Source organism: Citrobacter sp. Igbk 16, assembly GCF_028069755.1.
Lineage (GTDB): Bacteria > Pseudomonadota > Gammaproteobacteria > Enterobacterales > Enterobacteriaceae > Citrobacter.
In genome coordinates this window covers 273104-297352 of the sequence record NZ_JANEWJ010000002.1, presented here as the reverse complement: position 1 = coordinate 297352, position 24249 = coordinate 273104, and the positions used below count along the sequence as shown (strand labels likewise).

The window sequence follows — 24249 nt, the reverse complement described above, 5'->3', positions numbered from 1 at the left end:
CGATAAAAAAAGTACATGTGTCAATATTACCTATGGCGCTGACAGACCCTTTCTCTACGGTACGGGCGTTTCAATAACATCGGTACTTTTAAATAATCGGGATCTGAACTTCCATTTCCATATTTTCTTTCACATCTTTTTCCTTTTGATTCTTTCAGAGTGCACGCGTGTTTATGTAAGACAAAATGGCTCTCCTGTCGGCATAGAATAGAACAAACTGTAAAGGAAGGAAAGAGATACTTGGCGACTAAATTTCTTTTATTAATCATTATGTTATGTGAAAATATTTTTGTGGCCAGAATGAAGGTACACAGTGAGAGAAAGAGACTAAAATTAATGGGGGATTTTTACGATGTTATATAATAAGATATGCCCCATAAATCGTGCGAGTGAGTGTTTGTTGTTGATTAACAAGGCAATTTGAAGAAGTGAGATTTGAATTTTATGAATCAAGTAAGATACAGTCAAAATGGTAATATCTTGATTTTAAGCAAAGTTGTATTGGTCTTAATGATTTTTGGCTTATTTACGATAGATAATCAGGGGGTGCTAAATATGACCTCTTTGCTCGCTGTGGTTTTATCTATTTACTATATTAAAGCCAATAAAATAGATATTAAAAACATTGTGCTCGATCTCATGCAGAAGAGAAAATTATTGTTACTCTTCACGTTATGGTGTGTTTTTTGTATTGTATTTTTTACCTATAAAGATAAATCTCTTGATGCCTTTACCATATTGATAAAAGACTGGCGTTACCCGTTAGTGATGATGTTGTTTTTTGGCGCATTCAGTAAACATATCACCTCACTGAGACAGTTTTTTGTCATTGGTGCGATACTTACTCTATCCTATATTGTCTTAGTGGTGCCAATTTTAAGAATTATAAAAAATAACCCGCAGGAACTGTATCTACAGCTTCGCTATGGTTTCGCATTCTATGTTGTTATGCTATTTCCGTTTGTATTAACAGGGGCGATCTTATTCAAGAATCACTTTCTGAAAACAGTATTATATATCATCTCTGCGCTTGCATTTGTCTTTTTATCATACACCGGGAGTCGGGCAGGGATCTTAGCAGTTGTTGTTGAGATTTTCCTGATTTCATTTCTGGTGAGTAAAACCATCAAGAGATTTATCGCTGCTACCTGTGGCTTGCTATTTATAATGGTTGCTTTGCTTTTCGGGGCCTACAACACAGTGGGTCAGGTAAAAATGAAAGTCGATCAAACTCTGCAAATGAATAACGTCACATCCAGTCGTGATGAAATCATCTCAGACCGTTTTCCTTTAGTAATGAAAAATATCAACAATGCCGTCTTTGGCATTGGGTATGGAAATTCTACATACAATCAGTATTTAGAGGACCATAATGCGCCGAAAAATGGTGGGGTATATTCTGAACGGAACAATGGTTATAATATAGATGAACCGTTCTTTATGATAATTCTTTATAATGTTGGGGCAATGGGTCTCTTCTTATTTAGTGCGGCTTTTTTCATTACATTTAAAGACATATATGCCCGAGCCAGAAGCCAAAAAGATATTTTTAGCATTTCATTACTGTGCTCTCTTGTTGGCTATATTCTGGTATATTGTTTATTTGAAAAGATGTTCATAAATGTCTTTTTATTATACAGTATAGCCATCCTGATGTTGTATGATAAAAATGAGCCAGGAAAAATAACGAATTAACATTAAGATGAGCCTATGTGGCGTAGTTGAGAATATAGGCTCAATTTTCATAATATGATAGAGAGTCTCATGTATTGTAAATATTCATTTGCTCTCTAATTCACATAGAAAATTTTCATAGATATCGAATTGTCAAGTGAATAGTGGTATAATATAAACGATAAAATAAGATGGTGTGTTCTGCAGTACACAGGTAGCTGTTGAGCCTGGGGCGGTAGCGTGATTTGAAAATTAACAATAACCTGAAAGGGTAGAGTGTGAAAAAGATCCTGGTCATAAAGATGCGCTTTCACGGCGATATGTTGCTAACCACACCGGTCATCAGCACGCTTAAAAAGAATTATCCTGATGCTGATATTGATGTTTTACTCTACGAAGATACCATTCCTATTTTATCTGAAAATCCCGATATCCATGCTTTGTATGGCATAAAAAATAAAAAGAGTTCTGCTTTTGAGAAAGCAAAAAATTTCTTAGCGCTGATCAAGGTACTACGTGGTAATCATTATGATCTAGTGGTCAACCTTACCGATCAGTGGATAGTTGCTTTACTGTGTCGCTGCTTGGATTGTCCAATAAAACTGACACATGATTTCTCGCACAGAAATAAGAAATTCTGGCGCGACAGTTTTACTCATCACGTTCCTCTAAGTGGCGATCATTGGGTCGAACGTAATTTGTCTGTGCTGACGCCATTAAATCTAAAAGAATCAGTTCCGGTACTGAAAATGGTTTATGGTGAGCAAGTCTGGCAATCTGTTCGGAAAAAACTTCCTCAGGTTGATAACCAGAAGTATGTTGTTATACAGCCTACGGCGAGACAAGAATTCAAGTCGTGGGAGAATGATAGATTCTCCCTGGTGATTGACGCGATACATCATTTGGGGTATCAGGTTGTACTGACGTCTGGACCCGGTGCCAGCGATATTGCCTGCGTCGATGAGATTGCCAGGGCATGTGAAACCAAGCCTTTAACTGAAATTGCCGGTAAGACAACATTCCCTGAGCTTGCTGCATTAATTGATCATGCTGTACTTTTTATTGGTGTCGACTCTGCCCCGATGCATATTGCTGCAGCTGTTAAAACCCCCATCATTTGTCTTTTCGGTGCCACCGATCATATCGCCTGGCGACCATGGTCTGATGATGTAGTTCAATTTTGGGCTGGTGATTACCAACCAATGCCTGTGCGTGAAAAACTTGATCGAAGTAAGAAATATTTATCTGCTATACCAGCGGATGACGTGATTGCAGCCATAGCGTCGCGGTTACCTAAACTCGATTAATAAAGCATCCGGATATATAAAATGGTTATTGCTTTCTGTTTGTATAAATATTTCCCTTTTGGTGGGTTACAGCGTGATTTTTTGCGTATAGCGTCAACAGTCGCATCACGTGGACATCATGTTCGGGTTTACACACAATCATGGCAAGGAAATATTCCAGACAGCCTGGAGATCATTATTGTTCCTGTGAGGTCATGCTCCAACAACGGGAAAAATGCTGAGTATCATCGGTGGGTAAGTAAACATCTTGAGAGTAATCCAGCAGACCGGGTCGTTGGGTTCAATAAAATGCCTGGGTTAGATGTTTATTATGCTGCTGATGTCTGCTACGCAGAAAAAGTCGCGCAAGAAAAAGGTTTGCTCTATCGTCTGACACCACGATATCGGCATTATGCCGCCTTTGAAAAAGCTACATTTGCTGAGGGAAAATCAACACAGCTGTTGATGCTAACAGATAAGCAAATTGCGGATTTTCAGAAGCACTATCATACTGAGCCAGCGCGTTTTCATATCCTTCCGCCGGGGATTTATCCTGACAGAAAATACAGCTCTCAGCCAACAAATTGTAGAGCTAGCTTCAGGAAAGAAAATGATATCAGTGATTCCCAGTATTTAATTATACAAATCGGTTCTGATTTTACCCGTAAGGGGGTCGACAGAACTATCAAGGCGATCGCTTCCTTACCGGAAGCTGTCCGCAAACAAACGATTCTGTTTGTTGTGGGTCAGGATAAGCCTGATCGCTATATAAAGCTGGCAACAGAGTATGCTGTTGCTGACAATATCAAGTTCTTCCCTGGCCGTAATGATGTCTCAGAGTTAATGGCAGCAGCCGATCTATTGATTCATCCGGCATATCAGGAAGCCGCAGGGATCGTGCTGGTTGAAGCAATTGCAGCAGGTTTACCTGTCATAACAACGGCCGTTTGCGGATATGCCCATTATATTAAAGATGCTGAATGCGGCATTGTTATTGATGAACCGTTTGAGCAAAAATTATTAAATGAGGCTGTTTATTTTTCTTTAACTGACTCAGGGCAGAGAAATGCATGGAAAGATAATGCACAACACTTTGCTGATACTCAAGACCTTTATAGTCTACCTGAGAAAGCAGCTGATATTATTATAGGTGGTGCCCATGGTTGAGTTAAAAGAACCATTTTTATCCTTGTGGAAAGGGAAAGATGCTTTTTCTGAAGTACAGAAGCTGCAGGGAGAAACATTTAGGCAGCTCGAAACGCGTAGAACGATAAGGTTTGAGATTGCAGGTAAAAGCTATTTCCTGAAATGGCACCAGGGAACTAAACTGAAGGAAGTTATCAAAAACTTATTCTCCTTACGTTTGCCGGTACTCGGAGCTGATAGAGAATGGAATGCTATACACCGTTTGCAGGAACTGGATGTTGATACGATGCACGGTGTTGGTTTCGGGCAACAAGGTATAAATCCGCTCAACCGTATCTCTTTTATTATAACTGAAGATCTGAGTCCGGCGGTTAGCCTGGAAGACTATTGCGCAGATTGGTTGGTGAATCCACCCGCGCGAAAAATTAAAATGGCATTAATTGAGCGGCTTGCCATTATGGTCAGAAGGATGCATCAGGGCGGCGTTAATCACCGTGATTGCTATCTCTGTCACTTCTTATTGCATCAACCGGCCAATTTTGAGGATAATACGTTCAAGCTGTCGGTTATTGATCTGCACCGAGCTCAGATCAGGAATGCGGTTCCTATTCGCTGGCGTAATAAAGATCTGATTGGTTTGTACTTCTCCTCGCTAAACATCGGGTTAACGCAAAGAGATTACTTCAGATTTCTGAAGATATACTTTAAAAAAGATATTAATAAAATTATTCGTGATGAATCCGATCTCTTTGCAACCTATGCAAGAAAAACCGATAAGATTATTAATCATACATCAAAGAATAAACTATAAATATGAAATAATAGACTTTGTATAGCTACATAGAATAGTTAATTAAGTTTATTTAGCTGGCTAGTAATTGTTAATCTTTATTTCACGATGACTGTGCTGGCTTAATTATATTCGAGGGTTTGAACTCATGCACGTGCTGGTCATTTCGCTTCCTTTTGACGATGCCCGAAGAAAACGCGTATCAGATATAATGAATGAATTAAATATCGAGTATTCGTTCGTTGATGCTATCTATGGGAAAAATTTGTCTGCCGAAGAAAAGCGCAAGATACCGTTAACTGACTTTCAGCACAGGGAAAACCACACGCCTACTGATGGTGAACTGGGTTGCTCACTAAGCCATATGAAGGCTTTTAAACAGTTTGGGCAGAGTGGACAAAATTGGGTTTGTATTCTTGAAGATGACGCAATTATCGATCAGAATTTTAAGGAATTTATATCGACTGTCGATGAAAGTGTTCTCAATAAAGACGCGTTATACCTACTTGGTGGGCAGGATGGTTTAAGGTATAAGAATAAAGTTGTCTTAAATTTGCTTAAACTCAAGAAAATTGGTGGCCAGACCTTCGGCAAAGTCATATTTGGCCATGGATATGTTTTGCGAGCCTGCGGTTATTTAATGAATTCTGTAACAGCTCAAAAACTTGTTTCCCGTTTTGAAAATAACTTTTTCATCATAGATGAATGGGCATATCTAATGCGCCAGGGCTATTTTTCTGATATATACCTGGCAAACTTTGTCCATCATCCTGAAGAGTTGTCCGGGAGCTGGTTAGAGAAAGAGCGTAAAGAGATAAAGAGTCGCAAGAAAAAGCAGAAATCACTTTTCAGACGTAAAATTTCCTCCTCATATTGGCATGCCCGACGAATTATTCTTGGGTTATGTTGGTGGAAGTAGATGAATGCAGCAATGCTTAATCGTGGATGAAATACGATATAGGGCATAGTTTTAGTTAGCTGCAGATATGTTAAATTGCAAAGCGGTTGTATAAGAACGAATTTAGCATATCTGCGATACCTGAATAATTACGGCAGCGCTATGTGAGAATAAACCTGAGTGGGTTCAAGCAAAGCAAGCTTTCCTTCCGGGGCACGACATGTGACCTGATTCTTCCCGTATCCCCCAATCAACCCCGGGTCCGTAGGGCCATATAGCGTAACATTCGGCCGATCCAGTGCGGCGGTCAAGTGGCTTAATCCGGTGTCAACGGATACCACAAACTTAGCGCCGGCTAATATCCGGGCGACATCCCCAAGGCTCATTCGCGGTAAAACGTCTACGTAATCAAATCCCTCTGCCAGTCGTTTGGCTCGCGCTTCTTCATGCGGAGCACCCCAGGGGAGTTTAATACGTATTTCTGCATGATTGAATAAGCCAATGAGCTCCCGCCACTTCGCTTCCGGCCAGTGCTTGTCATCACGAGTGGTGGCGTGCAGGAAGACGGCATACTGCCCTGCATCGGCATCGCGTTCGCTCAGAAAATGCTGTGCAATTGCGTAATCACCCTGCGACTGGGGTTTGACATATCCCAGACTTTTCGCGAACAGCTCACGAGTACGTTCAACAGCATGCTGTTGTTTGGCGATATAATGCTTACGGTTATAAAACAGACTTGCCAGCGGTTCACGCGCGGTACTCCAGTCCATACCATGCTTAATGCCGTGTGCCAGACGTGTGACCAGCGCGGCGCTTTTTACCAGCCCCTGTGCATCGATAACCACGTCATAGTTCTGTAAACGCACCGCATCGCGAAAGGCTTTGCGCTCTGCTTTAATGGGGGCGGAAAACCAAGCTTTACGCCAGCGGCGAATCGCCACCGGTATCACACGGTTAACGGCCGGATGCCAGGAGGGGATTTGAGCAAACCCTTCTTCCACGACCCAATCAAACTGAATATCCGCAATGGCCTGCTGCGCATCTGTTAATGCGGGCAACGTATGCAGCACATCGCCCATTGACGATGTTTTAACGATCAGAACCCGCATCCGTCAGATTTCCTCTTGTAACAACAGGTCATTCAGTTCTTCCAGTACGCGCTGAGGCGTGATGTCAATCAGGCTCTGGTGATACCCTTGTGCAGCATCCCCCTTACGCACCTTGTGATACCCCGTAATCAGGCGAATCACGCGAGCTTTGTGGGAGAGTGGTGGAGTGAAATCCGGGCTGCTGGGGCCATACAGAGCGACCAGCGGACGATTTAGTGCGGCAGCCACGTGCATCAAACCGGAGTCATTGGTGACCACGGCTTTGCAGGCGGCGAGAAGAATAACGGCCTGCTCCAGCTGCGTTTCACCAGCCAGGTTCCGACACCATGCCTGCTGTTCAACGCTCAGTGCAGCCAGAATCTCATTGCCAGCTTCATGATCCTTAGCCGAGCCAAACAGGACAATCTGATGACCTTCGTCGATCAACTGCTTTGCCAGTTCAGCATAGTGGTAATGTGGCCAACGTTTCGCTGGACCAAATTCTGCACCAGGGCAGAAACCGATGATTGGACGTTCAGCCGAGAGGGAAAATTGGCTACAGGTAAGTGACTTTTCGCCTTCACTGACCTGCAATTGCGGCCACAGCAGCGGCTGTGGTAAATCTTTGGCTGTGAGCATCACGCCTTTATCGTACGCTAACGCGACATAGCGCTCGACCATCAGCGGCCAGGCTTCCTTATCCAGTACACGTGCATCGTTCAGCAGACCATAGCGCATCTCGCCACGCCAGCCGGTACGATGAGGAATACCCGCGAAGAAGGGTACCAGTGCGGATTTAAATGAGTTCGGCAGGACGTACGCGCGATCGTAGCGTTTATCACGCAAACTGTGGCCCAGTTTGCGGCGCTCGCCAATCTCCAGTGCGCCGTGTCCAAGCGGCATGGCGATAGCATCGTTGACTTCAGGCATGCGCGATAATAACGGACGGCACCATGCAGGTGCCATCACGTCGATTATTGCCTGGGGATAGCGCGCCTTGAGCGTGCGATAGAGACTTTGCGACATCATCATGTCGCCCACCCATGACGGGCCTACCACCAAAATCTTCATTCACTTCATCCTTCAAGCTGTCTCTGCGTTGGCTGCCTGCGTTCACTCCGGTCACTTACTCTTGTAAGCTCCCGGAGATTCACTTAGTTGCCGCCTTGATACCGCTCGAATGATTTTGTGAATTTGTAGCGTTGTCGCGGTTCAGCCAGGCCATATATTCCGTCACGCCTTCGGCAACGGTCTTGAACGGTTTGTCATAGCCCGCAGCGCGCAGGTTAGTCAGATCCGCCTGAGTAAATGCCTGATAGCGTCCTTTCAGTTTTTCCGGGAACGGAATGTACTCAATGCTGCCTTTTTTGTGGTATGCCAGCGTGGCATCCGCGACGGCCTGGAAAGACTCTGCGCGACCAGTACCGAGGTTAAAGATGCCGGAAACGCCGTTTTCCAGGAACCACAGGTTTACTGCTGCAACATCGCCGACATAGACGAAATCACGTTTGAAGTTTTCACTGCCTTCAAACAGCTTGGGTGTTTCGCCGTTGTTGAGCTGAGTATTGAGATGGAAAGCTACGCTCGCCATGCTGCCTTTGTGACCTTCACGTGGCCCGTAGACGTTGAAATAACGGAAGCCAACGATTTGAGAATTTGCTTCTGGCAGGATCTGGCGTACATATTCGTCGAACAGGAATTTTGAGTAGCCATAGACGTTCAGCGGCTTCTCATATTCACGAGATTCGATAAAGTCAGAGGTACGACCGCCGTACGTTGCTGCAGAAGAGGCATACAGGAACGGAATTTCACGCTCCAGACAGTAGTGCAGCAGCTCTTTGGAGTACTGATAGTTGTTGTCCATCATATACTTGCCATCCCACTCGGTAGTGGAAGAGCATGCGCCTTCGTGGAAAATTGCTTCGATATCGCCGAAATCTTCTCCAGCCATAATCTGGATCAGGAAGTCTTCCTTATCCATATAGTCAGCAATATTCAGATCCACCAGATTCACAAACTTGGTGCCGTCTTTTAGGTTGTCCACCACCAGAATATCGGTGATGCCTTTGTCATTCAGGGACTTAACGATGTTGCTGCCGATAAAGCCCGCGCCGCCGGTAACGATGATCATAAATGTAACCTTCGAATTATGGAGTCAGAGACAATCTCAGACACGAATACCTCTAATCATATCACTACATGGCGTCGGCTTCAGCAGTACGTCGCGTCATGTGGCGTGCGGCATTTGTGTTGGGTATTGCTTTCGCTGTTTATATTCTTGATTGAAATGGTCTAGGCAGAGTGGTGTATGATTCCCGTTGTGAATGGGTGTTCAGGCGCGCGGTGCCGGCTTTTTCGGAGCCATCAACGAATGAATAAGCAAGGCAGAGCACGGTGTTGGGGCTGACAATAGTCATTGGAATGAAAATAATATATGCAACTTAAGAAGATAGTTATTACAGGTTATGAAACCAGTGGCCTCGGCGGTATGGAGACGGTATGTATTAATCTGGTGAAGCTGCTGCGGATGCAAGACCCTGATATTGATGTCTCTTTTGTTTTCTTTAAGAAAAATAATAATAGCAATGTCAATATTGGCTGGCTTACGGGGCAGCGCTATTGTCATCTTTCTTCTAATATAAAAATAACTAAATTAAGAAGACTAAGTTTTGCTTATGGTTTGCGAAAAATTATACATCAGGAAAGTCCTGATGTAATTATATCCCTGGATACGCTTTCATGTTATATCAGTCACGTTGCAAGAAAATATACAAGCAAGCAGGTTAAAATATTTTCATGGTTTCACTTCTCTATTTTTAACTTCTACAAAAATAATTACAAGAAAAAAATCAAGTACATTAGTAAAGCTGACTATCATCTTTCAATTAGCTCTGGGATAACTCAGCAACTCATTGAGATGGGAATAGAAAAAAGCACTATTGCAACGATTTACAATCCCGTTGCGCGATGCGATATCCGTATCCCTACCCCAGAGAAGCATGCCCGGTTTGTGTATGTAGGCAGGGTTGTAGCAGATGGACAGAAAAATGTACGTAGTCTTTTCAACGGGTTGGCTAAACTAAAAGGGAAGTGGTCCTTAGATATTGTCGGCACCGGCCCGGATGTTGATACCTTAACGGCATTAGCTGAAACGTTGGGGATTAGCGAAAAAATTCACTGGCATGGTTGGCAGAAATCACCGTGGGAATATATTCAAAATACGCTGAAAAATATCACCTGCCTGCTGCTAACTTCCCATTTTGAAGGTTTCGTTATGGTTCTGGTTGAAGCCAGCGCTCACGGTGTTTATGCCATTAGCTCTGATTGTGAAACGGGGCCTGCAGACATTATCAAAGAAGGGATAAACGGTAATTTATACCCGACTGATGAACCAGAAAAATTTGTTTCCTTGCTGCAGGAAATCGTTGATGGAAAAGTGTTACCTGCCGGCGAGCAGATTCAGCAGGCGATTGAGGAATTCTACGAAGACAACTATATCATTAAGGTTAATAAGGCCTTTGCTATGGCAGGATTTACTCTGGCACCGTCATCAGCGTCTCAGGTCATTGATGACGCGACAACGTAAGCCTGGTTGTGATGCCAGGTCTGCCATTCCTGAAAGGTTATGTGGGTACACGTGATTTATGCTGCATTTTAGACAAGTCATGATGAGTCATCTCGTACAAACCAATAGCATTGGGTAATATGTGCTGAAATTTGCCCAGTCTGGAGAATTGCAATGCGTGGGAATTTTTATAAGCAGTTAACGAACGATCTGGAAACCGCACGCGCGGAAGGGTTGTTTAAAGAAGAGCGCATTATTACGTCTGCTCAGCAGGCTGATATCACCGTGGCTGACGGAAGCCATGTTATTAACTTTTGTGCGAACAACTACTTAGGGCTGGCTAACCACCCGGAACTGATTGCAGCGGCAAAAGCGGGTATGGATTCTCACGGATTTGGTATGGCCTCGGTGCGCTTTATTTGTGGCACTCAGGACACCCATAAGCACCTGGAGCAAAAACTGGCTGCGTTCCTGGGTATGGAAGATGCCATTCTTTACTCTTCCTGCTTTGACGCCAACGGCGGCCTGTTCGAAACGCTGCTGGGAGCAGAAGATGCCATTATCTCTGATGCCCTGAACCACGCCTCTATTATCGATGGTGTGCGCCTGTGCAAAGCGAAGCGTTTCCGCTATGCCAACAACGATATGCAGGAACTGGAAGCGCGCCTGAAAGAAGCGCGTGAAGCAGGTGCCCGCCACGTATTGATCGCCACCGATGGTGTGTTCTCTATGGATGGCGTTATCGCTAACCTGAAAGGCGTATGCGATCTGGCAGACAAATATGATGCGCTGGTGATGGTAGATGATTCCCACGCGGTAGGCTTTGTGGGTGAGAACGGCCGTGGCTCTCATGAGTATTGCGACGTGATGGGTCGTGTGGACATCATCACCGGCACGCTGGGCAAAGCACTCGGTGGCGCATCGGGTGGTTACACTGCGGCACGTAAAGAAGTTGTTGAGTGGCTGCGTCAACGTTCTCGTCCGTATCTGTTCTCTAACTCACTGGCTCCGGCAATTGTTGCTGCTTCCATTAAGGTGCTGGAGATGGTTGAGGCGGGTAGTGACCTGCGCGATCGTCTCTGGGCGAATGCGCGTCAATTCCGTGAGCAAATGTCCGCAGCAGGCTTCACGCTGGCAGGGGCCGATCACGCGATTATTCCGGTAATGCTGGGTGATGCGGTTGTTGCACAGGCGTTTGCCCGCGAACTGCAAAAAGAGGGGATTTACGTTACTGGATTCTTTTATCCAGTGGTTCCAAAAGGCCAGGCGCGTATTCGTACCCAGATGTCTGCGGCACATACCCCTGAGCAGATTACGCGTGCTGTCGACGCGTTCACACGCATTGGTAAACAACTGGGCGTAATTGCCTGAGGATGTGAAATGAAAGCGTTATCCAAACTGAAAGCGGAAGAAGGCATTTGGATGACCGACGTTCCTGAACCGGAAGTCGGCCATAACGATTTGCTGATTAAAATCCGTAAAACAGCCATCTGCGGGACTGACGTTCACATTTATAACTGGGATGAGTGGTCGCAAAAAACCATCCCGGTTCCAATGGTTGTAGGGCATGAATATGTCGGTGAAGTTGTTGGCATCGGCCAGGAAGTTAAAGGCTTCAAAATCGGCGATCGCGTTTCTGGTGAAGGCCATATTACTTGCGGACATTGCCGTAACTGCCGCGGTGGCCGTACTCACCTGTGCCGCAATACGACCGGTGTCGGCGTAAACCGTCCAGGCTGTTTTGCTCAATACCTGGTGATCCCGGCGTTTAACGCCTTTAAAATCCCGGACAATATCTCCGATGATTTAGCTTCCATATTCGATCCATTCGGTAACGCGGTACACACGGCGCTGTCATTTGATTTGGTTGGCGAAGATGTGCTGGTTTCCGGTGCGGGTCCGATTGGTATTATGGCTGCCGCGGTAGCGAAGCACGTTGGTGCACGCCACGTAGTGATTACCGATGTTAATGAGTACCGTCTGGAGCTGGCGCGTAAAATGGGCATTACCCGCGCAGTCAACGTCTCGAAAGAGAACTTGACCGACGTGATGGCCGAACTGGGGATGACCGAAGGGTTCGATGTGGGTCTGGAAATGTCTGGGGCACCGCCAGCGTTCCGCACCATGCTGGACACCATGAACCACGGTGGCCGTATTGCCATGCTGGGGATCCCGCCCTCAGACATGTCGATAGACTGGACGAAAGTTATCTTTAAAGGTCTGTTTATTAAAGGTATCTATGGTCGCGAAATGTTTGAAACCTGGTACAAGATGGCGGCACTGATCCAGTCCGGTCTTGATCTGTCGCCGATCATCACCCATCGATTCTCGATTGATGAGTTCCAGCAGGGCTTTGATGCCATGCGTTCAGGCCAGTCCGGGAAAGTGATTCTGAGCTGGGATTGAGTGCGCAGCGTGCATTCAATGTTAATTACGGCCAGATATCGCTATCTGGCCGTATAAACCATAGATTTTATTTTCCGCGGATCTTTCTGGATAACGATCTTATATTTTCTTTAAGCAGGATGAGTTTATAAATTAACCCTCTGCCTTTAACGTTAATATTATATTTTCGTTGTAATGCCAGAATGTCATTAGCCTGACAAACCTTCATATTTCCCTTACAGGACAGGTCAATAATCCTTAACTCACCCGTTGGCGTGCGAATGAAATTCCCTGGGTGAATATCATTTGATGCCAGTCCTGCCTTGTGAAGACGCAGCACGCATTGCTTTACCTCGTCAGCATTCTGCTGGTTAATTTCCCTTAAAGGAACCCCTTCAATATATTCATGAATAGTATAAACATCATGGCACTGGCGAAAACGTGTTTTCTCAGCAGCATAATAGAGATCGGCAGTACAGATGCGCATTTCCGGCGGGAGCCTGTCCAGCTTCCTGATCAGCCGGGAATAGAAAGGGCCGGAGGTAAAGTTCTGTAATTTTTTCTCAAATCGAGGATCAACTTCACGGTCATTTTTGATGATAAATTTTTGTGAGTTGTACTCGACCAACTCCACGCTGCGCAATGCGTTACCACTGCTCAGCGGTTTGCCACTGATTTCTTTTTTGATGTATTTATTCATCAGTGACTTAAGGTCTTTTCTGGTCTCTTTGCAATAGACCGTATAACCTTTTTCGTGTGTCTTGCTGATGGCCATCTTTTCCCTCAATATCAGCCTATAGAGTACGTTAATTCATAGGGATAGAGTATACAGGTTGTGCACCCCGATATGTAGACGATCTGAGCTATCATCAACCTGCTAAACGCAGGCGTGGCAGGGTATCTTTCTCAAATCGGACGCTTTCGCTGCAGCGTTTCTGCCCATAAATACGTTCTAACCTTAATAATTCCTTAATGAAACTGTAGTAAAAGTCATCAGCGTAATGACAAACCTGGGTTAGCTGATGAGAAACCGCACAAGTATGTTGAGTGTTATTATTCCGTTGTATAACGTGGGTGATAGTTTTCGGGATTGCATGGAATCGTTGATCGCACAGACATGGACTGCGCTAGAGATCATCATTGTGAATGATGGTTCAACGGATAACTCTGTTGATATTGCGAAACATTATGCGGATAACTATCCCCATGTACGGTTGTTGCATCAGGCTAACGCAGGGGCATCCGTAGCGCGTAACCGCGGCCTGGAAGCGGCCAAAGGGGAATATGTTGCATTTGTCGATGCTGATGACCTGGTTTATCCCAATATGTACGAAACCCTGATGACCATGGCAATTCAGGATGATCTGGATTTAGCACAGTGTAATTCCGACTGGTGCATTCTCGAAACGGGACACACCTGGCAATCAATACCGACGGATCGTCTTCGGTCTACGGGAGTGTTGACCGGCCCTGACTGGTTACGTATGGCGTTGGCTTCACGCCGCTGGACACATGTGGTCTGGATGGGAATTTATCGCCGGGATGTTATTGAGAAAAATAAAATAGCATTTATTCCGGGGTTACATCACCAGGATATTGTCTGGACGACGGAGTTTATGTTTAATGCTGTACGCGTGCGATATACCGAACAATCTTTATATAAATACTTCTTACATGATCAATCAGTCAGTCGCCTTAAACGACAAGGTTTAAAAAATCTCAACTACCAGCGGCACTATATTAAAATTACGCGGTTATTGGATAGGCTGAATCGTGAATATGCCGATCGGATTACTATTTATCCGGAATTTCATCAGCAAGTTACCTATGAAGCATTACGCGTATGCCATGCAGTCCGTAAAGAACAGGATGTGCATATTCGTCAGCGTATGATCGCAGAGATTTTTGTCTCTGGTATGTATAAGCGCATGATAACTAACGTACGCAGCGCCAAAGTATTGTACCAGGCACTGCTATGGTCATTCCGTCTATGGAAATGGCGTGATAAAACATCAACGCCTTCGCGTATTGCCCGAAAAGCGCTTAATCTACGTTAGCATTCATGGTGCTGGGTGAAGATGTGTTCCCCCAGCCTTGCCACTGCAGCCTCATATACTGCACGAGTGTGCTTTGTGTGATGCTTTCCTCTAGCACGCTAAAGAATCGGTTGGCGTAAACCGGCTCCAGAGGTTGCTTCGGTTTGCACAGTTTCACCCCACGGAAAGGATTACGAGGCGCATCTGGTGTACCGTTTCTCGGTGGAGTGAGATTAGGCCTGGAGGTATCGACTTGCGGCTCATTGAGCAGACTGCTCGGACGAACCAGCGTAATATCGGCTGGCAGGCTATACAGCATCTGCTGCAATACGCGTACCGTAGAAGGGTGAGGGTGCCCGATGGCAATCGCTGACCCGTTACGGCGAGCAAGATCGACTGCACGATTAAACTGACGGCGAATATCCGCTTCGTTTTGTGTATCGTCGAGGAAGACTTTACGTTTGATGACCTTCACCCCGGTTCCTGCCGCTGCGCGCATGGCCTGGCTGTTGCCGATGGTCATACTGTCGAGGAAGTAGAGGTCGTAGCGTTCCAGAGCTTGCATCACTTTCTGCATGCCGAACAGGCTGGACGTCATCGCACTCCCCATGTGGTTGTTCAGTCCCACTGCATACGGCACTTTGCTTACCGCGTCGCGAATAATCCGTTCAATTTCTTCGCTGCTCATCTCCGGGCGTAACGTGTCTTTCTCCAGCGGTTGCTTGCTCAGTGGAGCCATCGGCAGATGGATCAACACTTCATGTCCACTGTTATGCGCTTTAGTCGCCATTTCACGCGCATGTGGCGCGTTTGGCAGAACGGCAACGGAGACAGTGGAAGGCATTGCCAGCACCTGGTTTTCCGTTTGCGGACGATAACCGAAATCATCAATGACGATAGCAAGTTTGCCGGCGAAAACAGGTGTTGCGAGTGCCAGCAGGCTGGCGAGTGAGAGCAAAGTACGACGAAACTGAGGCAAAACTTATCTTCCCAACCACGGCTGTGGATTGACCGCCTGACCCTGGCGACGAATTTCGAAATAGAGTGCTGGCCTGCCCTGACCACCGCTGCTACCCACAAGTGCAATAGGCTGCCCGGCGCGAACCTGCGTACCCACGCTGACCAATGCGCTTTGGTTGTAACCGTACAGGCTCATATCGCCTTTACCGTGTTCAACCACGACGACCAGTCCATAGCCCTGCAACCAGTCTGCCAGAATGACGCGACCATCGGCGATGGCTTTGACTTCGGTACCTTCGGAGGCACCAATAACCATCCCTTTCCAACGTAGCTCACCTTGCAGCTGTTCGCCATAGCGATGTAGTGTTGGACCACGAACGGGCCAGAACGCCTGGCCGCGTGGTGAGCCCAACCCGCCGGTACGAGACATCAGTGATTTCTCGCTTTCGGTTGGCTTATAGGTCGAGCCTTTGCGTGATGCTTCCTGCTGCTTATCACGCACAGCTTGCGCCTCACGTGCTTCACGCTCTGCGCGGGCTTTCGCGGCGGCTTCTGCTCGCGCAATACTGTTGCGCAGACGGGATTCGTTGGCTCGCATCTCGCCTAACTGCTGCTGGCCCTGCTGAATGGATGATTCCAGGCCCGCGAGCGTTTTTTGGCGTTCATTACGTGCCTGCTCTAGTTTTGCCTGCTGAGCACGCTGTTCGTACAGCAGCGTCTGCTGTTCGCTTTGCTTATCTTCCAGCTCGGCTTTTTGCGAATCGACCTCTTCGCGGGTTTGCTTCAGCTGTGCGATAGTCTCCTGGCGCGCCTGGTTCAGATAGCCGAAATAGGCCTGCAGGCGTTGTCCGCGCTGAGTCTCTTCACCGCTGAGGATCAACTGAATACCAGTATGTTCACCCTGGCGAAATGCAGCATCTAATTGGGCGGCCAGACTGCGCTCTTGCGCTGCCCGCTGCTTTTCCAGCTTCGCAATAGAAGCGTTCATCTCGGCGATTTGTGCATTCAGCTGTGCCAGGGAGTTTTGCGTTTCGCGCAGTTGCCTTGCGGCGACGGCGATAGCCTGTTCCTGAGCTTTAAGCTGAGCAAGGAGGGTGGCGCGTTGTTGCTGCTGCTGGCGTACCGCGCGTTCTTTTGCCGCGATATCGGCCTGAATGGATTTGAGCTGATCGCGCTCGTCCGCGTGGGCGGAAAAGGCGCACAGCAATACGCCAGCGCTAAGCGCGCTGGCGTAGAACAAGGGCCTGACTGAAAGCTTCGGCAGTTTCACGGCCCATGTGATGGTACTAATCGCCTTTCCCCTCATGGGGAGGGATTATTCCACGATGAACAGCGGCTTACCAGTCATCTCTTGCGGGATTTCCATACCCATCAGCGTCAGCATCGTCGGGGCGATATCAGAAAGTTTACCGCCTTCGACTGCTTTGACGTTTTTGTCACCAACATAAATCAGTGGAACCGGCAGGTTGGTATGTGCGGTATGTGCCTGACCGGTAGACGGATCGCGCATCTGCTCAGCGTTACCGTGGTCTGCGGTGATCAGCAGTTGGCCGCCAACGGATTCAACAGCTTTAGTCACTTGTTCAACGCAGTGATCCAGCGCTTCAACCGCTTTAACTGCCGCTTCCATCACCCCGGTATGGCCAACCATGTCGCCGTTCGGGTAGTTACAGATGATGGTATCGTATTTACCGCTCTCAATCGCAGCAACCAGCTTCTCAGTCAGTTCTGCAGAGCTCATTTCTGGCTGCAGGTCGTAGGTAGCGACTTTTGGCGAGTTGATCAGGATGCGGTCTTCGCCTTTGAACGGTTCTTCTACACCGCCGTTAAAGAAGAAGGTCACGTGCGCGTATTTTTCTGTTTCAGAAATACGCAGCTGGGTTTTGTCATTCTTCGCCATCCACTCACCAAGGGTGTTGGCCAGAGACGCTGGTGGGTAAGCCACCGCGGTTTTGATGTCGGCTGCGTATTCAGTCAGCATCACAAAGTTGAGGTTAACGACTTTTTTACGTGCGAAACCATCAAAATCAGCGTTTACAAACGCACGGGTAATTTCACGCGCACGGTCAGCACGGAAGTTCATGAAAATCAGCGTATCGCCGTCTTCCATTGCGGCATCAGCCTGGCCTTCAGCGCGGATCACGGTCGCTTTTACGAATTCGTCGTTTTCGTCGCGAGCATAGGCAGCCTGCAGACCTGCTACTGCGGTATCGGCCTGGAATTCACCTTGTGCCAGCGTCATCAGGTCATAAGCCTGCTCAACGCGATCCCAACGGTTGTCGCGGTCCATGGCGTAGTAACGACCGATGATGGACGCTACACGGCCTTTACCCAGTGCGGCAAATTTCTCTTCGAATTTCTGCAGTGAGTGTTCAGCACTGCGCGGCGGGGTATCACGGCCATCAAGGAAGGCGTGCAGATAGATTTTTTCTGCGCCGCGCTCAGCGGCCAGTTCAACCATCGCCATGATGTGATCTTCGTGGCTGTGTACGCCACCGGCAGACAGCAGGCCCATGATGTGTACCGCTTTGCCGGCATTTTTTGCCTGGTCAACTGCGGCGGTCAGCACCGGGTTAGCGAAGAAAGTCCGTTCTTTAATTTCTACATCCAGACGGGTCAGATCCTGATACACGATGCGGCCCGCGCCCAGGTTAACGTGACCCACTTCGGAGTTACCCATCTGGCGATCGGGCAGGCCGACTTCCAGGCCAGACGCATCAATCAGGGTATGCGGACGTTTTGCCCACAGGGCATCCATTACCGGGGTTTTGGCATTAAAAATAGCGTTATCCTGGCTGTCTTCACGATAGCCGTAGCCATCCAGAATCACCAGTACCATAGGCTTTTTAGAAACCGACATTGCGACAACCTCACACTTAATAGATAAAAAATAATTGCGTAATTTTACTACAGCTGAATCGATAAAGTAGCCCCAGAAGATCAAATAATCGACCAGAGCGGTTCGGGTAGGGGGGCGATTTGTGTTTTTTTTTCCGTAGCGCCCCGCAAAAATGCAATCCAATGCATGCTCTGGCTGTATTTGCGCCAACGCGCAGGTATACTCCTTTCCTGGTTTTTTTAATCACTGAGTCGGGAGTTGTTACCCCCCATGCAAGAAATTATGCAATTTGTTAGCCGCCACCCTGTCTTGAGTATCGCCTGGATTGCGTTACTGGCGGCGGTATTGTTTACCACGTTTAAGAGCCTGACCTCAAAAGTGAAGGTAATTACACGCGGCGAAGCGACACGTCTAATCAATAAAGAAGATGCGGTGATTGTGGATTTACGTCAGCGCGACGACTTCCGCAAAGGTCATATCGCAGGCTCCACGAACCTGCTGCCGAGCGAAATCAAAGCCAATAATTTTGGCGAGCTGGAAAAACACAAAAACAAACCTGTTATTGTGGTTGATGGCTCAGGCATGCAGTGCCAGGATTCCGCAACTGCGCTGATTAAAGCCGGTTTTGAACAGGTATCTGTACTGAAAGACGGCGTAGCGGGCTGGAGTGGCGAGAATCTGCCACTGGTTCGCGGCAAGTAATTTACCCGTCTTCTTTCGTACCGCAGGGTAAAAAGAACACTGGAGATAAGTCATGGCCAATATTGAGATCTATACCAAAGCAACCTGCCCGTTTTGCCATCGCGCAAAGGCGCTGTTGAACAGTAAGGGTGTGAGTTTCCAGGAACTTCCGATTGACGGCGATGCCGTGAAGCGTGAAGAGATGATCAAGCGCAGTGGCCGTACGACGGTTCCGCAGATTTTTATTGATGCACAGCACATTGGCGGTTGTGACGACTTGTATGCGTTGGATGCGCGTGGTGGACTGGATCCCCTGCTGCGTTAAGGCGTACCGAAGTATTTAAAGGACAACACTAAGGGTTTTCTAAACATGTCAGAACAAAATAACACTGAAATGGCTTTCCAGATCCAACGTATTTATACCAAGGATGTGTCTTTCGAAGCGCCAAATGCACCGCATGTTTTCCAGAAAGATTGGCAGCCAGAGGTTAAACTGGATCTTGATACCGCATCTACCCAACTGGCAGATGATGTGTATGAAGTAGTGCTGCGTGTCACCGTTACGGCTTCTCTGGGCGAAGAAACTGCGTTCCTGTGCGAAGTTCAGCAGGGCGGTATTTTCTCCATCAGTGGTATTGAAGGGACTCAGATGGCGCATTGCCTGGGTGCATACTGCCCGAACATTCTGTTCCCGTATGCTCGCGAATGCATCACCAGCCTGGTTTCACGCGGTACGTTCCCGCAACTGAACCTTGCGCCGGTCAACTTTGATGCGCTGTTCATGAACTATTTACAGCAGCAGGCTGGCGAAGGTACTGAAGAACATCAGGATGCCTGATGAACCAAAGTAATGCTTCAATGACTGTGATTGGTGCCGGCTCGTACGGCACCGCTCTTGCCATTACCCTGGCAAGAAACGGCCACCAGGTTGTCTTGTGGGGCCATGATCCAAAACATATCGCGACCCTTGAGCACGATCGCTGCAACGTTGCGTTCCTACCTGATGTGCCTTTTCCCGAAACGCTGCGCCTGGAAAGTGATTTAGCTACTGCGCTGGCCGCCAGCCGTAACATTCTGGTGGTGGTGCCGAGCCATGTCTTTGGTGAAGTGCTGCGCAAAATTAAACCGTTGATGCGTGCTGACGCGCGACTGGTTTGGGCGACAAAAGGACTGGAAGCAGAGACGGGACGCCTGTTACAGGATGTCGCGCGTGAAGCGCTGGGGGATGAAATTCCGCTGGCCGTTATCTCCGGTCCTACATTTGCCAAAGAACTGGCGGCGGGCATGCCCACAGCCATCTCCCTGGCCTCAACGGATGATACCTTTGCTGATGATCTTCAGCAGTTACTGCACTGTGGCAAAAGCTTCCGTGTCTACAGCAACCCGGATTTCATTGGGGTGCAGCTTGGTGGCGCGGTGAAAAACGTGATTGCGATTGGTGCGGGGATGTCTGACGGTATCGGCTTTGGTGCAAACGCACGAACAGCATTGATCACCCGTGGGCTTACCGAAATGTCGCGGCTTGGTGCGGCGCTGGGCGCTGATCCTGCCACCTTTATGGGGATGGCAGGTTTAGGCGATCTGGTGCTGACCTGTACCGACAACCAGTCGCGTAACCGTCGTTTTGGCATGATGCTCGGTCAGGGCATGGATGTGCAGGGCGCGCAGGACAAGATTGGTCAAGTGGTTGAAGGCTACCGTAATACAAAAGAAGTTCGTGAGTTGGCGCACCGTTTTGGTGTCGAAATGCCAATAACCGAGGAAATTTATCAAGTATTGTATTGCGGAAAAAACGCGCGCGAGGCAGCATTGACGTTACTAGGTCGTGCACGCAAGGACGAGCTGAGTCGCCACTAGCTGCAAGGAAACTGTTGAATATAACGACCCGACCCGCGAAGAACGGGTCGGTCGTTTTGCTACCTTCTGGAGTACGCAATGCCGTGTGAAGAACTGGATATTGTCTGGAAAAATATTAAAGCGGAAGCCCGGGCACTGGCGGAATGTGAGCCAATGCTGGCCAGTTTTTACCACGCGACGCTGCTCAAGCATGAGAATCTCGGCAGTGCGCTGAGCTATATGCTGGCGAACAAACTTGCTTCTCCGATCATGCCCGCCATTGCGATTCGCGAAGTTGTGGAAGAGGCTTATGCAGCCGATCCTGAAATGATTGCCTCGGCGGCCTGCGATATCCAGGCTGTGCGCACGCGTGACCCGGCAGTCGATAAATATTCCACCCCACTTCTGTACCTGAAAGGTTTTCATGCGCTGCAGGCCTACCGCATCGGCCACTGGCTATGGCATCAGGGGCGTCAGGCATTGGCGATCTTCCTGCAAAATCAGGTCTCTGTTACCTTCCAGGTGGATATCCACCCGGCGGCAAAAATTGGTCGCGGTATTATGCTCGACCACGCTACAGGCATTGTCGTGGGTGAAACGGCGGTCATTGAAAACGACGTATCTATTCTGCAATCCGTCACGCTTGGCGGGACCGGTAAAGCAGGCGGCGACCGTCATCCGAAAATTCGTGAAGGCGTGATGATTGGCGCTGGCGCGAAAATCCTTGGCAATATCGAGGTTGGACGTGGGGCGAAGATTGGCGCAGGCTCTGTCGTTCTCCAGCCTGTACCGCCGCACACTACCGCCGCAGGCGTTCCGGCGCGTATTGTCGGCAAGCCCGACAGCGATAAACCGTCCATGGATATGGATCAGCATTTCAATGGGATACACCATACGTTCGAATACGGCGATGGCATCTGATTTCGAGCTATGCCCGGAGGTGCAGTGCTTACCGGGCCGACAAACCTCGTAGGTCGGATAAGGCGCTAGCCGCATCCGACTAAAATCAACTACGTAATACCGCGCCAGGATACCCCAACTGGCGCCAGGCCTCATACACCACCACCGACACTGCATTTGACAGGTTCATGCTGCGGCTGTCCGGCATCATCGGAATACGAATTTTTTGTTCGGCAGGCAAGGCATCAAGAATGCTGGCTGGAAGACCGCGCGTTTCCGGGCCAAACATCAGGTAATCACCATCCTGATAGCTTACCGCACTGTGTGCAGGCGTACCTTTGGTCGTCAGGGCGAACAGACGTTGCGGATTTTCTGCGGCGATGAAGGCGGCATAATCAGGGTGGCGCAGCACGGCGGTAAACTCATGGTAATCCAGCCCCGCGCGACGCAGGCGCTTGTCGTCCCAGGCAAAGCCCATTGGCTCAATGATATGCAGACGAAAACCGGTATTGGCGCAAAGGCGAATGATATTACCGGTGTTTGGCGGGATTTCTGGTTCAAATAATACGATGTTAAGCATACTGCCCCCTTAATAGCGGGGGGCAGAATAGCAGAAATGAGGGGGACTATGCGACGGTCAGAGACTGCGGTTTATAGCGTTGCAGCTTATAAACCGTCGCGGCAGCGGCGACCAGCGCTGGAAGGCTGAGGAACATCAAGATGCTGTCTGCCTGCCATTGCAGGGAAAGCAGCTGGGCGCTCATCATCGTTCCGGCCACGCCACCAAAGCGGCCCACACCTTGCATCCACGCAATGCCGGTTGCGCGGCAGTGGGTAGGATAGAACGTTGCGGCCAGCGTCTGTAGCCCGGACTGCGCACCGTTCATGGTAATCCCCATCAGGAAGATCAGTGCGCCGAACAGAACGATGTGGTTATGCTCAACGCCGAGGGCGAGGGCAAACAGCATCGTCAGCATAAAGCCGAGTGAAACCACTTTGTGTGCTTCCCAGCGATCCATCAACCAGCCGGCCAGCAGGATCCCTGCCGTGCCACCGAAGGTGAATAGCGATGTCAGCCAGGCGGACTCTGCCAGCGGGTAGCCCATGCCCAACATCAGGGTTGGCATCCAGCTCAGCAGTACGTAATAGATCACCAGCCCCATAAAGTAGGTCATCCACAGCATCAGCGTGCCCGGTAGCCAGGGCATACTGAATAGCTGCGCTACGCTGCCTTTTTTCACCGCCACTCGATCTTCTTCCAGGTAAAACTGGGTGACCTGCTCCAGGCTCCCCGACATAAAGCGTTGGGCTATGCGTTTGATTTGCGCGATCTCTTTGCCACGGTGAACCAAATACTTCACCGATTCTGGTAGGAACAGTACCAATAACACGGTGAGCGCCAGCGGGGCGATTGCACCAGCCAGCAGTACGCTGTGCCAGCCGTAGCTGGGAATGAGCCAGGAGGAGATAACTCCGCCACCCGCAGCACCAAGAGGGAAGCCGCAGTACATGGTATTAATGGCCATTGAACGGCAGCGTTTAGGGGCAAATTCTGAGACCAGTGTGATGGCGTTTGGCATTGCTGCACCGAGTCCAAGACCGGTGAGAAAGCGCCAAAATGTGAGCATATTCAGCGTCTGTGCATAGGCGGTGCCCAGACTGGCGAGCCCAAAGAACAGGCAGGAAAACACCAGAACGCGCTTACGGCCCATACGATCGGAAATTGGACCGGCCAGCAATGCGCCAAATGAGAGCCCCAATAATGCGGCGCTTAAAACAGGCCCGAGATCCTGCTTCTGGATGCCCCAGTCGGCAGAGAGCGTGGGAGCAATATAACCCATCGCCGCGGTATCGAAGCCGTCAATGGCTAGAACCAGAAAGCCCAGGACAATAATGACCCAGTGAAACCGTGAAAAACGACTGTCATCTATCGCCTGCTGGATATTCACTTTACCGGAATAAGCCATGTCACCCTCGCCCGTTATGATGGTTGTTATCGGTATAAATTACCCTTGTATTAGCTTGTATATACATTTGGCAGGTGGATAAAAAGTTGTCAAATATATTGGTTGTAAATGTTAACTGGTCGTTATTTTTTTGAATAAAAAATGGTCGGGCTGAAAACAGGCCGACCATGCAGAAAACGCAATTTACGGGAGAGAGTG

The 24249-nt window shown here is 48.3% G+C and carries 23 protein-coding genes and 1 pseudogene; 15 read left to right on the top strand and 9 right to left on the bottom strand.

Annotated features, from left to right (window positions below; genetic code table 11):
* The 6 genes and pseudogenes from NNO03_RS22720 to NNO03_RS03025 all read left to right on the top strand — a co-directional run.
* Positions 1–127: pseudogene (locus NNO03_RS22720) on the top strand (lipopolysaccharide 1,3-galactosyltransferase); the annotation flags it as partial.
* Between the two features lie 317 nt (positions 128–444).
* A complete protein-coding gene (locus tag NNO03_RS03045) occupies positions 445–1695 on the top strand; it encodes an O-antigen ligase (RefSeq protein ID WP_271448769.1) in 1251 nt (416 codons plus the stop codon).
* A gap of 257 nt (positions 1696–1952) precedes the next feature.
* On the top strand, positions 1953–2981 hold the full coding sequence (gene rfaQ, locus NNO03_RS03040; RefSeq protein WP_271448768.1) for a lipopolysaccharide core heptosyltransferase RfaQ: 1029 nt from the start codon (positions 1953–1955) through the stop codon (positions 2979–2981).
* Between the two features lie 21 nt (positions 2982–3002).
* On the top strand, positions 3003–4127 hold the full coding sequence (locus NNO03_RS03035) for a glycosyltransferase family 4 protein (protein ID WP_271442866.1): 1125 nt from the start codon (positions 3003–3005) through the stop codon (positions 4125–4127).
* Positions 4120–4917: a lipopolysaccharide core heptose(I) kinase RfaP gene (gene rfaP, locus NNO03_RS03030; protein WP_271448767.1), complete on the top strand. Its 798-nt coding sequence runs from the start codon at positions 4120–4122 to the stop codon at positions 4915–4917. The genes NNO03_RS03035 and rfaP overlap by 8 nt, the downstream gene beginning before the upstream one ends.
* A gap of 127 nt (positions 4918–5044) precedes the next feature.
* Complete coding sequence (locus NNO03_RS03025; protein ID WP_271448766.1) at positions 5045–5815, top strand: glycosyltransferase family 25 protein; 771 nt, start codon at positions 5045–5047, stop codon at positions 5813–5815.
* 128 nt (positions 5816–5943) lie between these two features.
* Here NNO03_RS03025 and rfaC read toward each other — a convergent pair whose 3' ends face one another.
* The 3 genes from rfaC to rfaD all read right to left on the bottom strand — a co-directional run bounded on the left by rfaC (position 5944) and on the right by rfaD (position 9013).
* Positions 5944–6903: a lipopolysaccharide heptosyltransferase RfaC gene (gene rfaC, locus NNO03_RS03020; protein ID WP_271448765.1), complete on the bottom strand. Its 960-nt coding sequence runs from the start codon at positions 6901–6903 to the stop codon at positions 5944–5946.
* 3 nt (positions 6904–6906) lie between these two features.
* Positions 6907–7953: an ADP-heptose--LPS heptosyltransferase RfaF gene (gene rfaF, locus NNO03_RS03015; RefSeq protein ID WP_271448764.1), complete on the bottom strand. Its 1047-nt coding sequence runs from the start codon at positions 7951–7953 to the stop codon at positions 6907–6909.
* A gap of 79 nt (positions 7954–8032) precedes the next feature.
* Positions 8033–9013: an ADP-glyceromanno-heptose 6-epimerase gene (rfaD, locus tag NNO03_RS03010; protein WP_048227317.1), complete on the bottom strand. Its 981-nt coding sequence runs from the start codon at positions 9011–9013 to the stop codon at positions 8033–8035.
* A 303-nt stretch (positions 9014–9316) separates the two neighbouring features.
* Here rfaD and NNO03_RS03005 point away from each other — a divergent pair, with 303 nt between their 5' ends.
* The 3 genes from NNO03_RS03005 (at position 9317) to tdh (ending at position 12853) form a co-directional block, all read left to right on the top strand.
* A complete protein-coding gene (locus NNO03_RS03005) occupies positions 9317–10468 on the top strand; it encodes a glycosyltransferase (RefSeq protein WP_271440347.1) in 1152 nt (383 codons plus the stop codon).
* Positions 10469–10621: 153 nt separating this feature from the next.
* Positions 10622–11818 (top strand): glycine C-acetyltransferase, encoded by a 1197-nt coding sequence (gene kbl / locus NNO03_RS03000; protein ID WP_271440348.1) that lies wholly within the window; start codon positions 10622–10624, stop codon positions 11816–11818.
* Positions 11819–11827: 9 nt separating this feature from the next.
* The gene (gene tdh / locus NNO03_RS02995) at positions 11828–12853 is read left to right on the top strand and encodes an L-threonine 3-dehydrogenase (protein WP_005120462.1); all 1026 of its coding nucleotides are present in this window, start codon (positions 11828–11830) and stop codon (positions 12851–12853) included.
* Positions 12854–12920: 67 nt separating this feature from the next.
* Here the strand turns inward: tdh and rfaY are convergent, their stop codons facing one another.
* The gene (gene rfaY / locus NNO03_RS02990; protein WP_271440349.1) at positions 12921–13607 is read right to left on the bottom strand and encodes a lipopolysaccharide core heptose(II) kinase RfaY; all 687 of its coding nucleotides are present in this window, start codon (positions 13605–13607) and stop codon (positions 12921–12923) included.
* Between the two features lie 247 nt (positions 13608–13854).
* Between rfaY and NNO03_RS02985 the strand changes: the two genes are divergently transcribed.
* Positions 13855–14889, top strand: a complete 1035-nt coding sequence (locus NNO03_RS02985; RefSeq protein WP_271440350.1) for a glycosyltransferase — start codon at positions 13855–13857, stop codon at positions 14887–14889.
* On the opposite strand, the gene NNO03_RS02980 is transcribed toward NNO03_RS02985, so the two are convergent.
* From NNO03_RS02980 to gpmM, 3 genes are read right to left on the bottom strand one after another with little or no spacing between them, the layout of a single operon-like run.
* Complete coding sequence (locus NNO03_RS02980; RefSeq protein ID WP_271440351.1) at positions 14876–15847, bottom strand: divergent polysaccharide deacetylase family protein; 972 nt, start codon at positions 15845–15847, stop codon at positions 14876–14878. The genes NNO03_RS02985 and NNO03_RS02980 overlap by 14 nt on opposite strands.
* Positions 15848–15850: 3 nt before the next feature.
* Complete coding sequence (envC, locus tag NNO03_RS02975; protein ID WP_271448773.1) at positions 15851–17110, bottom strand: murein hydrolase activator EnvC; 1260 nt, start codon at positions 17108–17110, stop codon at positions 15851–15853.
* Positions 17111–17143: 33 nt separating this feature from the next.
* Positions 17144–18688 (bottom strand): 2,3-bisphosphoglycerate-independent phosphoglycerate mutase, encoded by a 1545-nt coding sequence (gpmM, locus tag NNO03_RS02970; RefSeq protein ID WP_271448763.1) that lies wholly within the window; start codon positions 18686–18688, stop codon positions 17144–17146.
* Positions 18689–18937: 249 nt separating this feature from the next.
* Between gpmM and NNO03_RS02965 the strand changes: the two genes are divergently transcribed.
* The 5 genes from NNO03_RS02965 to cysE all read left to right on the top strand — a co-directional run bounded on the left by NNO03_RS02965 (position 18938) and on the right by cysE (position 22105).
* On the top strand, positions 18938–19369 hold the full coding sequence (locus NNO03_RS02965; RefSeq protein WP_005120473.1) for a rhodanese-like domain-containing protein: 432 nt from the start codon (positions 18938–18940) through the stop codon (positions 19367–19369).
* A gap of 52 nt (positions 19370–19421) precedes the next feature.
* Positions 19422–19673, top strand: coding sequence for a glutaredoxin 3 (grxC, locus tag NNO03_RS02960; protein WP_003024152.1), 252 nt, complete (start codon positions 19422–19424; stop codon positions 19671–19673).
* A gap of 45 nt (positions 19674–19718) precedes the next feature.
* Positions 19719–20186, top strand: coding sequence for a protein-export chaperone SecB (gene secB / locus NNO03_RS02955; RefSeq protein ID WP_003024155.1), 468 nt, complete (start codon positions 19719–19721; stop codon positions 20184–20186).
* On the top strand, positions 20186–21205 hold the full coding sequence (gene gpsA, locus NNO03_RS02950) for an NAD(P)H-dependent glycerol-3-phosphate dehydrogenase (RefSeq protein ID WP_271440352.1): 1020 nt from the start codon (positions 20186–20188) through the stop codon (positions 21203–21205). The genes secB and gpsA overlap by 1 nt, the downstream gene beginning before the upstream one ends.
* Positions 21206–21283: 78 nt before the next feature.
* On the top strand, positions 21284–22105 hold the full coding sequence (gene cysE, locus NNO03_RS02945; protein WP_003024160.1) for a serine O-acetyltransferase: 822 nt from the start codon (positions 21284–21286) through the stop codon (positions 22103–22105).
* An 85-nt stretch (positions 22106–22190) separates the two neighbouring features.
* Here the strand turns inward: cysE and trmL are convergent, their stop codons facing one another.
* Positions 22191–22664, bottom strand: a complete 474-nt coding sequence (gene trmL / locus NNO03_RS02940; RefSeq protein WP_271448762.1) for a tRNA (uridine(34)/cytosine(34)/5-carboxymethylaminomethyluridine(34)-2'-O)-methyltransferase TrmL — start codon at positions 22662–22664, stop codon at positions 22191–22193.
* Between the two features lie 46 nt (positions 22665–22710).
* Entirely contained in the window at positions 22711–24051 is a 1341-nt protein-coding gene (locus tag NNO03_RS02935) for an aromatic acid/H+ symport family MFS transporter (RefSeq protein WP_271448761.1), read from the bottom strand.
* Positions 24052–24249: the final 198 nt, after the last annotated feature.

What these genes read in the sequence shown, in the direction of transcription:
- NNO03_RS03045 (WP_271448769.1), top strand. Translation starts at nt 445, where the DNA reads ATGAATCAAGTAAGATACAGTCAAAATGGTAATATCTTGATTTTAAGC.
- NNO03_RS03035 (WP_271442866.1), top strand. Translation starts at nt 3,003, where the DNA reads ATGGTTATTGCTTTCTGTTTGTATAAATATTTCCCTTTTGGTGGGTTA.
- rfaP (WP_271448767.1), top strand. Translation starts at nt 4,120, where the DNA reads ATGGTTGAGTTAAAAGAACCATTTTTATCCTTGTGGAAAGGGAAAGAT.
- NNO03_RS03025 (WP_271448766.1), top strand. Translation starts at nt 5,045, where the DNA reads ATGCACGTGCTGGTCATTTCGCTTCCTTTTGACGATGCCCGAAGAAAA.
- rfaC (WP_271448765.1), bottom strand. Translation starts at nt 6,903, where the DNA reads ATGCGGGTTCTGATCGTTAAAACATCGTCAATGGGCGATGTGCTGCAT.
- rfaF (WP_271448764.1), bottom strand. Translation starts at nt 7,953, where the DNA reads ATGAAGATTTTGGTGGTAGGCCCGTCATGGGTGGGCGACATGATGATG.
- rfaD (WP_048227317.1), bottom strand. Translation starts at nt 9,013, where the DNA reads ATGATCATCGTTACCGGCGGCGCGGGCTTTATCGGCAGCAACATCGTT.
- NNO03_RS03005 (WP_271440347.1), top strand. Translation starts at nt 9,317, where the DNA reads ATGCAACTTAAGAAGATAGTTATTACAGGTTATGAAACCAGTGGCCTC.
- kbl (WP_271440348.1), top strand. Translation starts at nt 10,622, where the DNA reads ATGCGTGGGAATTTTTATAAGCAGTTAACGAACGATCTGGAAACCGCA.
- tdh (WP_005120462.1), top strand. Translation starts at nt 11,828, where the DNA reads ATGAAAGCGTTATCCAAACTGAAAGCGGAAGAAGGCATTTGGATGACC.
- rfaY (WP_271440349.1), bottom strand. Translation starts at nt 13,607, where the DNA reads ATGGCCATCAGCAAGACACACGAAAAAGGTTATACGGTCTATTGCAAA.
- NNO03_RS02985 (WP_271440350.1), top strand. Translation starts at nt 13,855, where the DNA reads ATGAGAAACCGCACAAGTATGTTGAGTGTTATTATTCCGTTGTATAAC.
- gpmM (WP_271448763.1), bottom strand. Translation starts at nt 18,688, where the DNA reads ATGTCGGTTTCTAAAAAGCCTATGGTACTGGTGATTCTGGATGGCTAC.
- NNO03_RS02965 (WP_005120473.1), top strand. Translation starts at nt 18,938, where the DNA reads ATGCAAGAAATTATGCAATTTGTTAGCCGCCACCCTGTCTTGAGTATC.
- grxC (WP_003024152.1), top strand. Translation starts at nt 19,422, where the DNA reads ATGGCCAATATTGAGATCTATACCAAAGCAACCTGCCCGTTTTGCCAT.
- secB (WP_003024155.1), top strand. Translation starts at nt 19,719, where the DNA reads ATGTCAGAACAAAATAACACTGAAATGGCTTTCCAGATCCAACGTATT.
- gpsA (WP_271440352.1), top strand. Translation starts at nt 20,186, where the DNA reads ATGAACCAAAGTAATGCTTCAATGACTGTGATTGGTGCCGGCTCGTAC.
- cysE (WP_003024160.1), top strand. Translation starts at nt 21,284, where the DNA reads ATGCCGTGTGAAGAACTGGATATTGTCTGGAAAAATATTAAAGCGGAA.
- trmL (WP_271448762.1), bottom strand. Translation starts at nt 22,664, where the DNA reads ATGCTTAACATCGTATTATTTGAACCAGAAATCCCGCCAAACACCGGT.
- NNO03_RS02935 (WP_271448761.1), bottom strand. Translation starts at nt 24,051, where the DNA reads ATGGCTTATTCCGGTAAAGTGAATATCCAGCAGGCGATAGATGACAGT.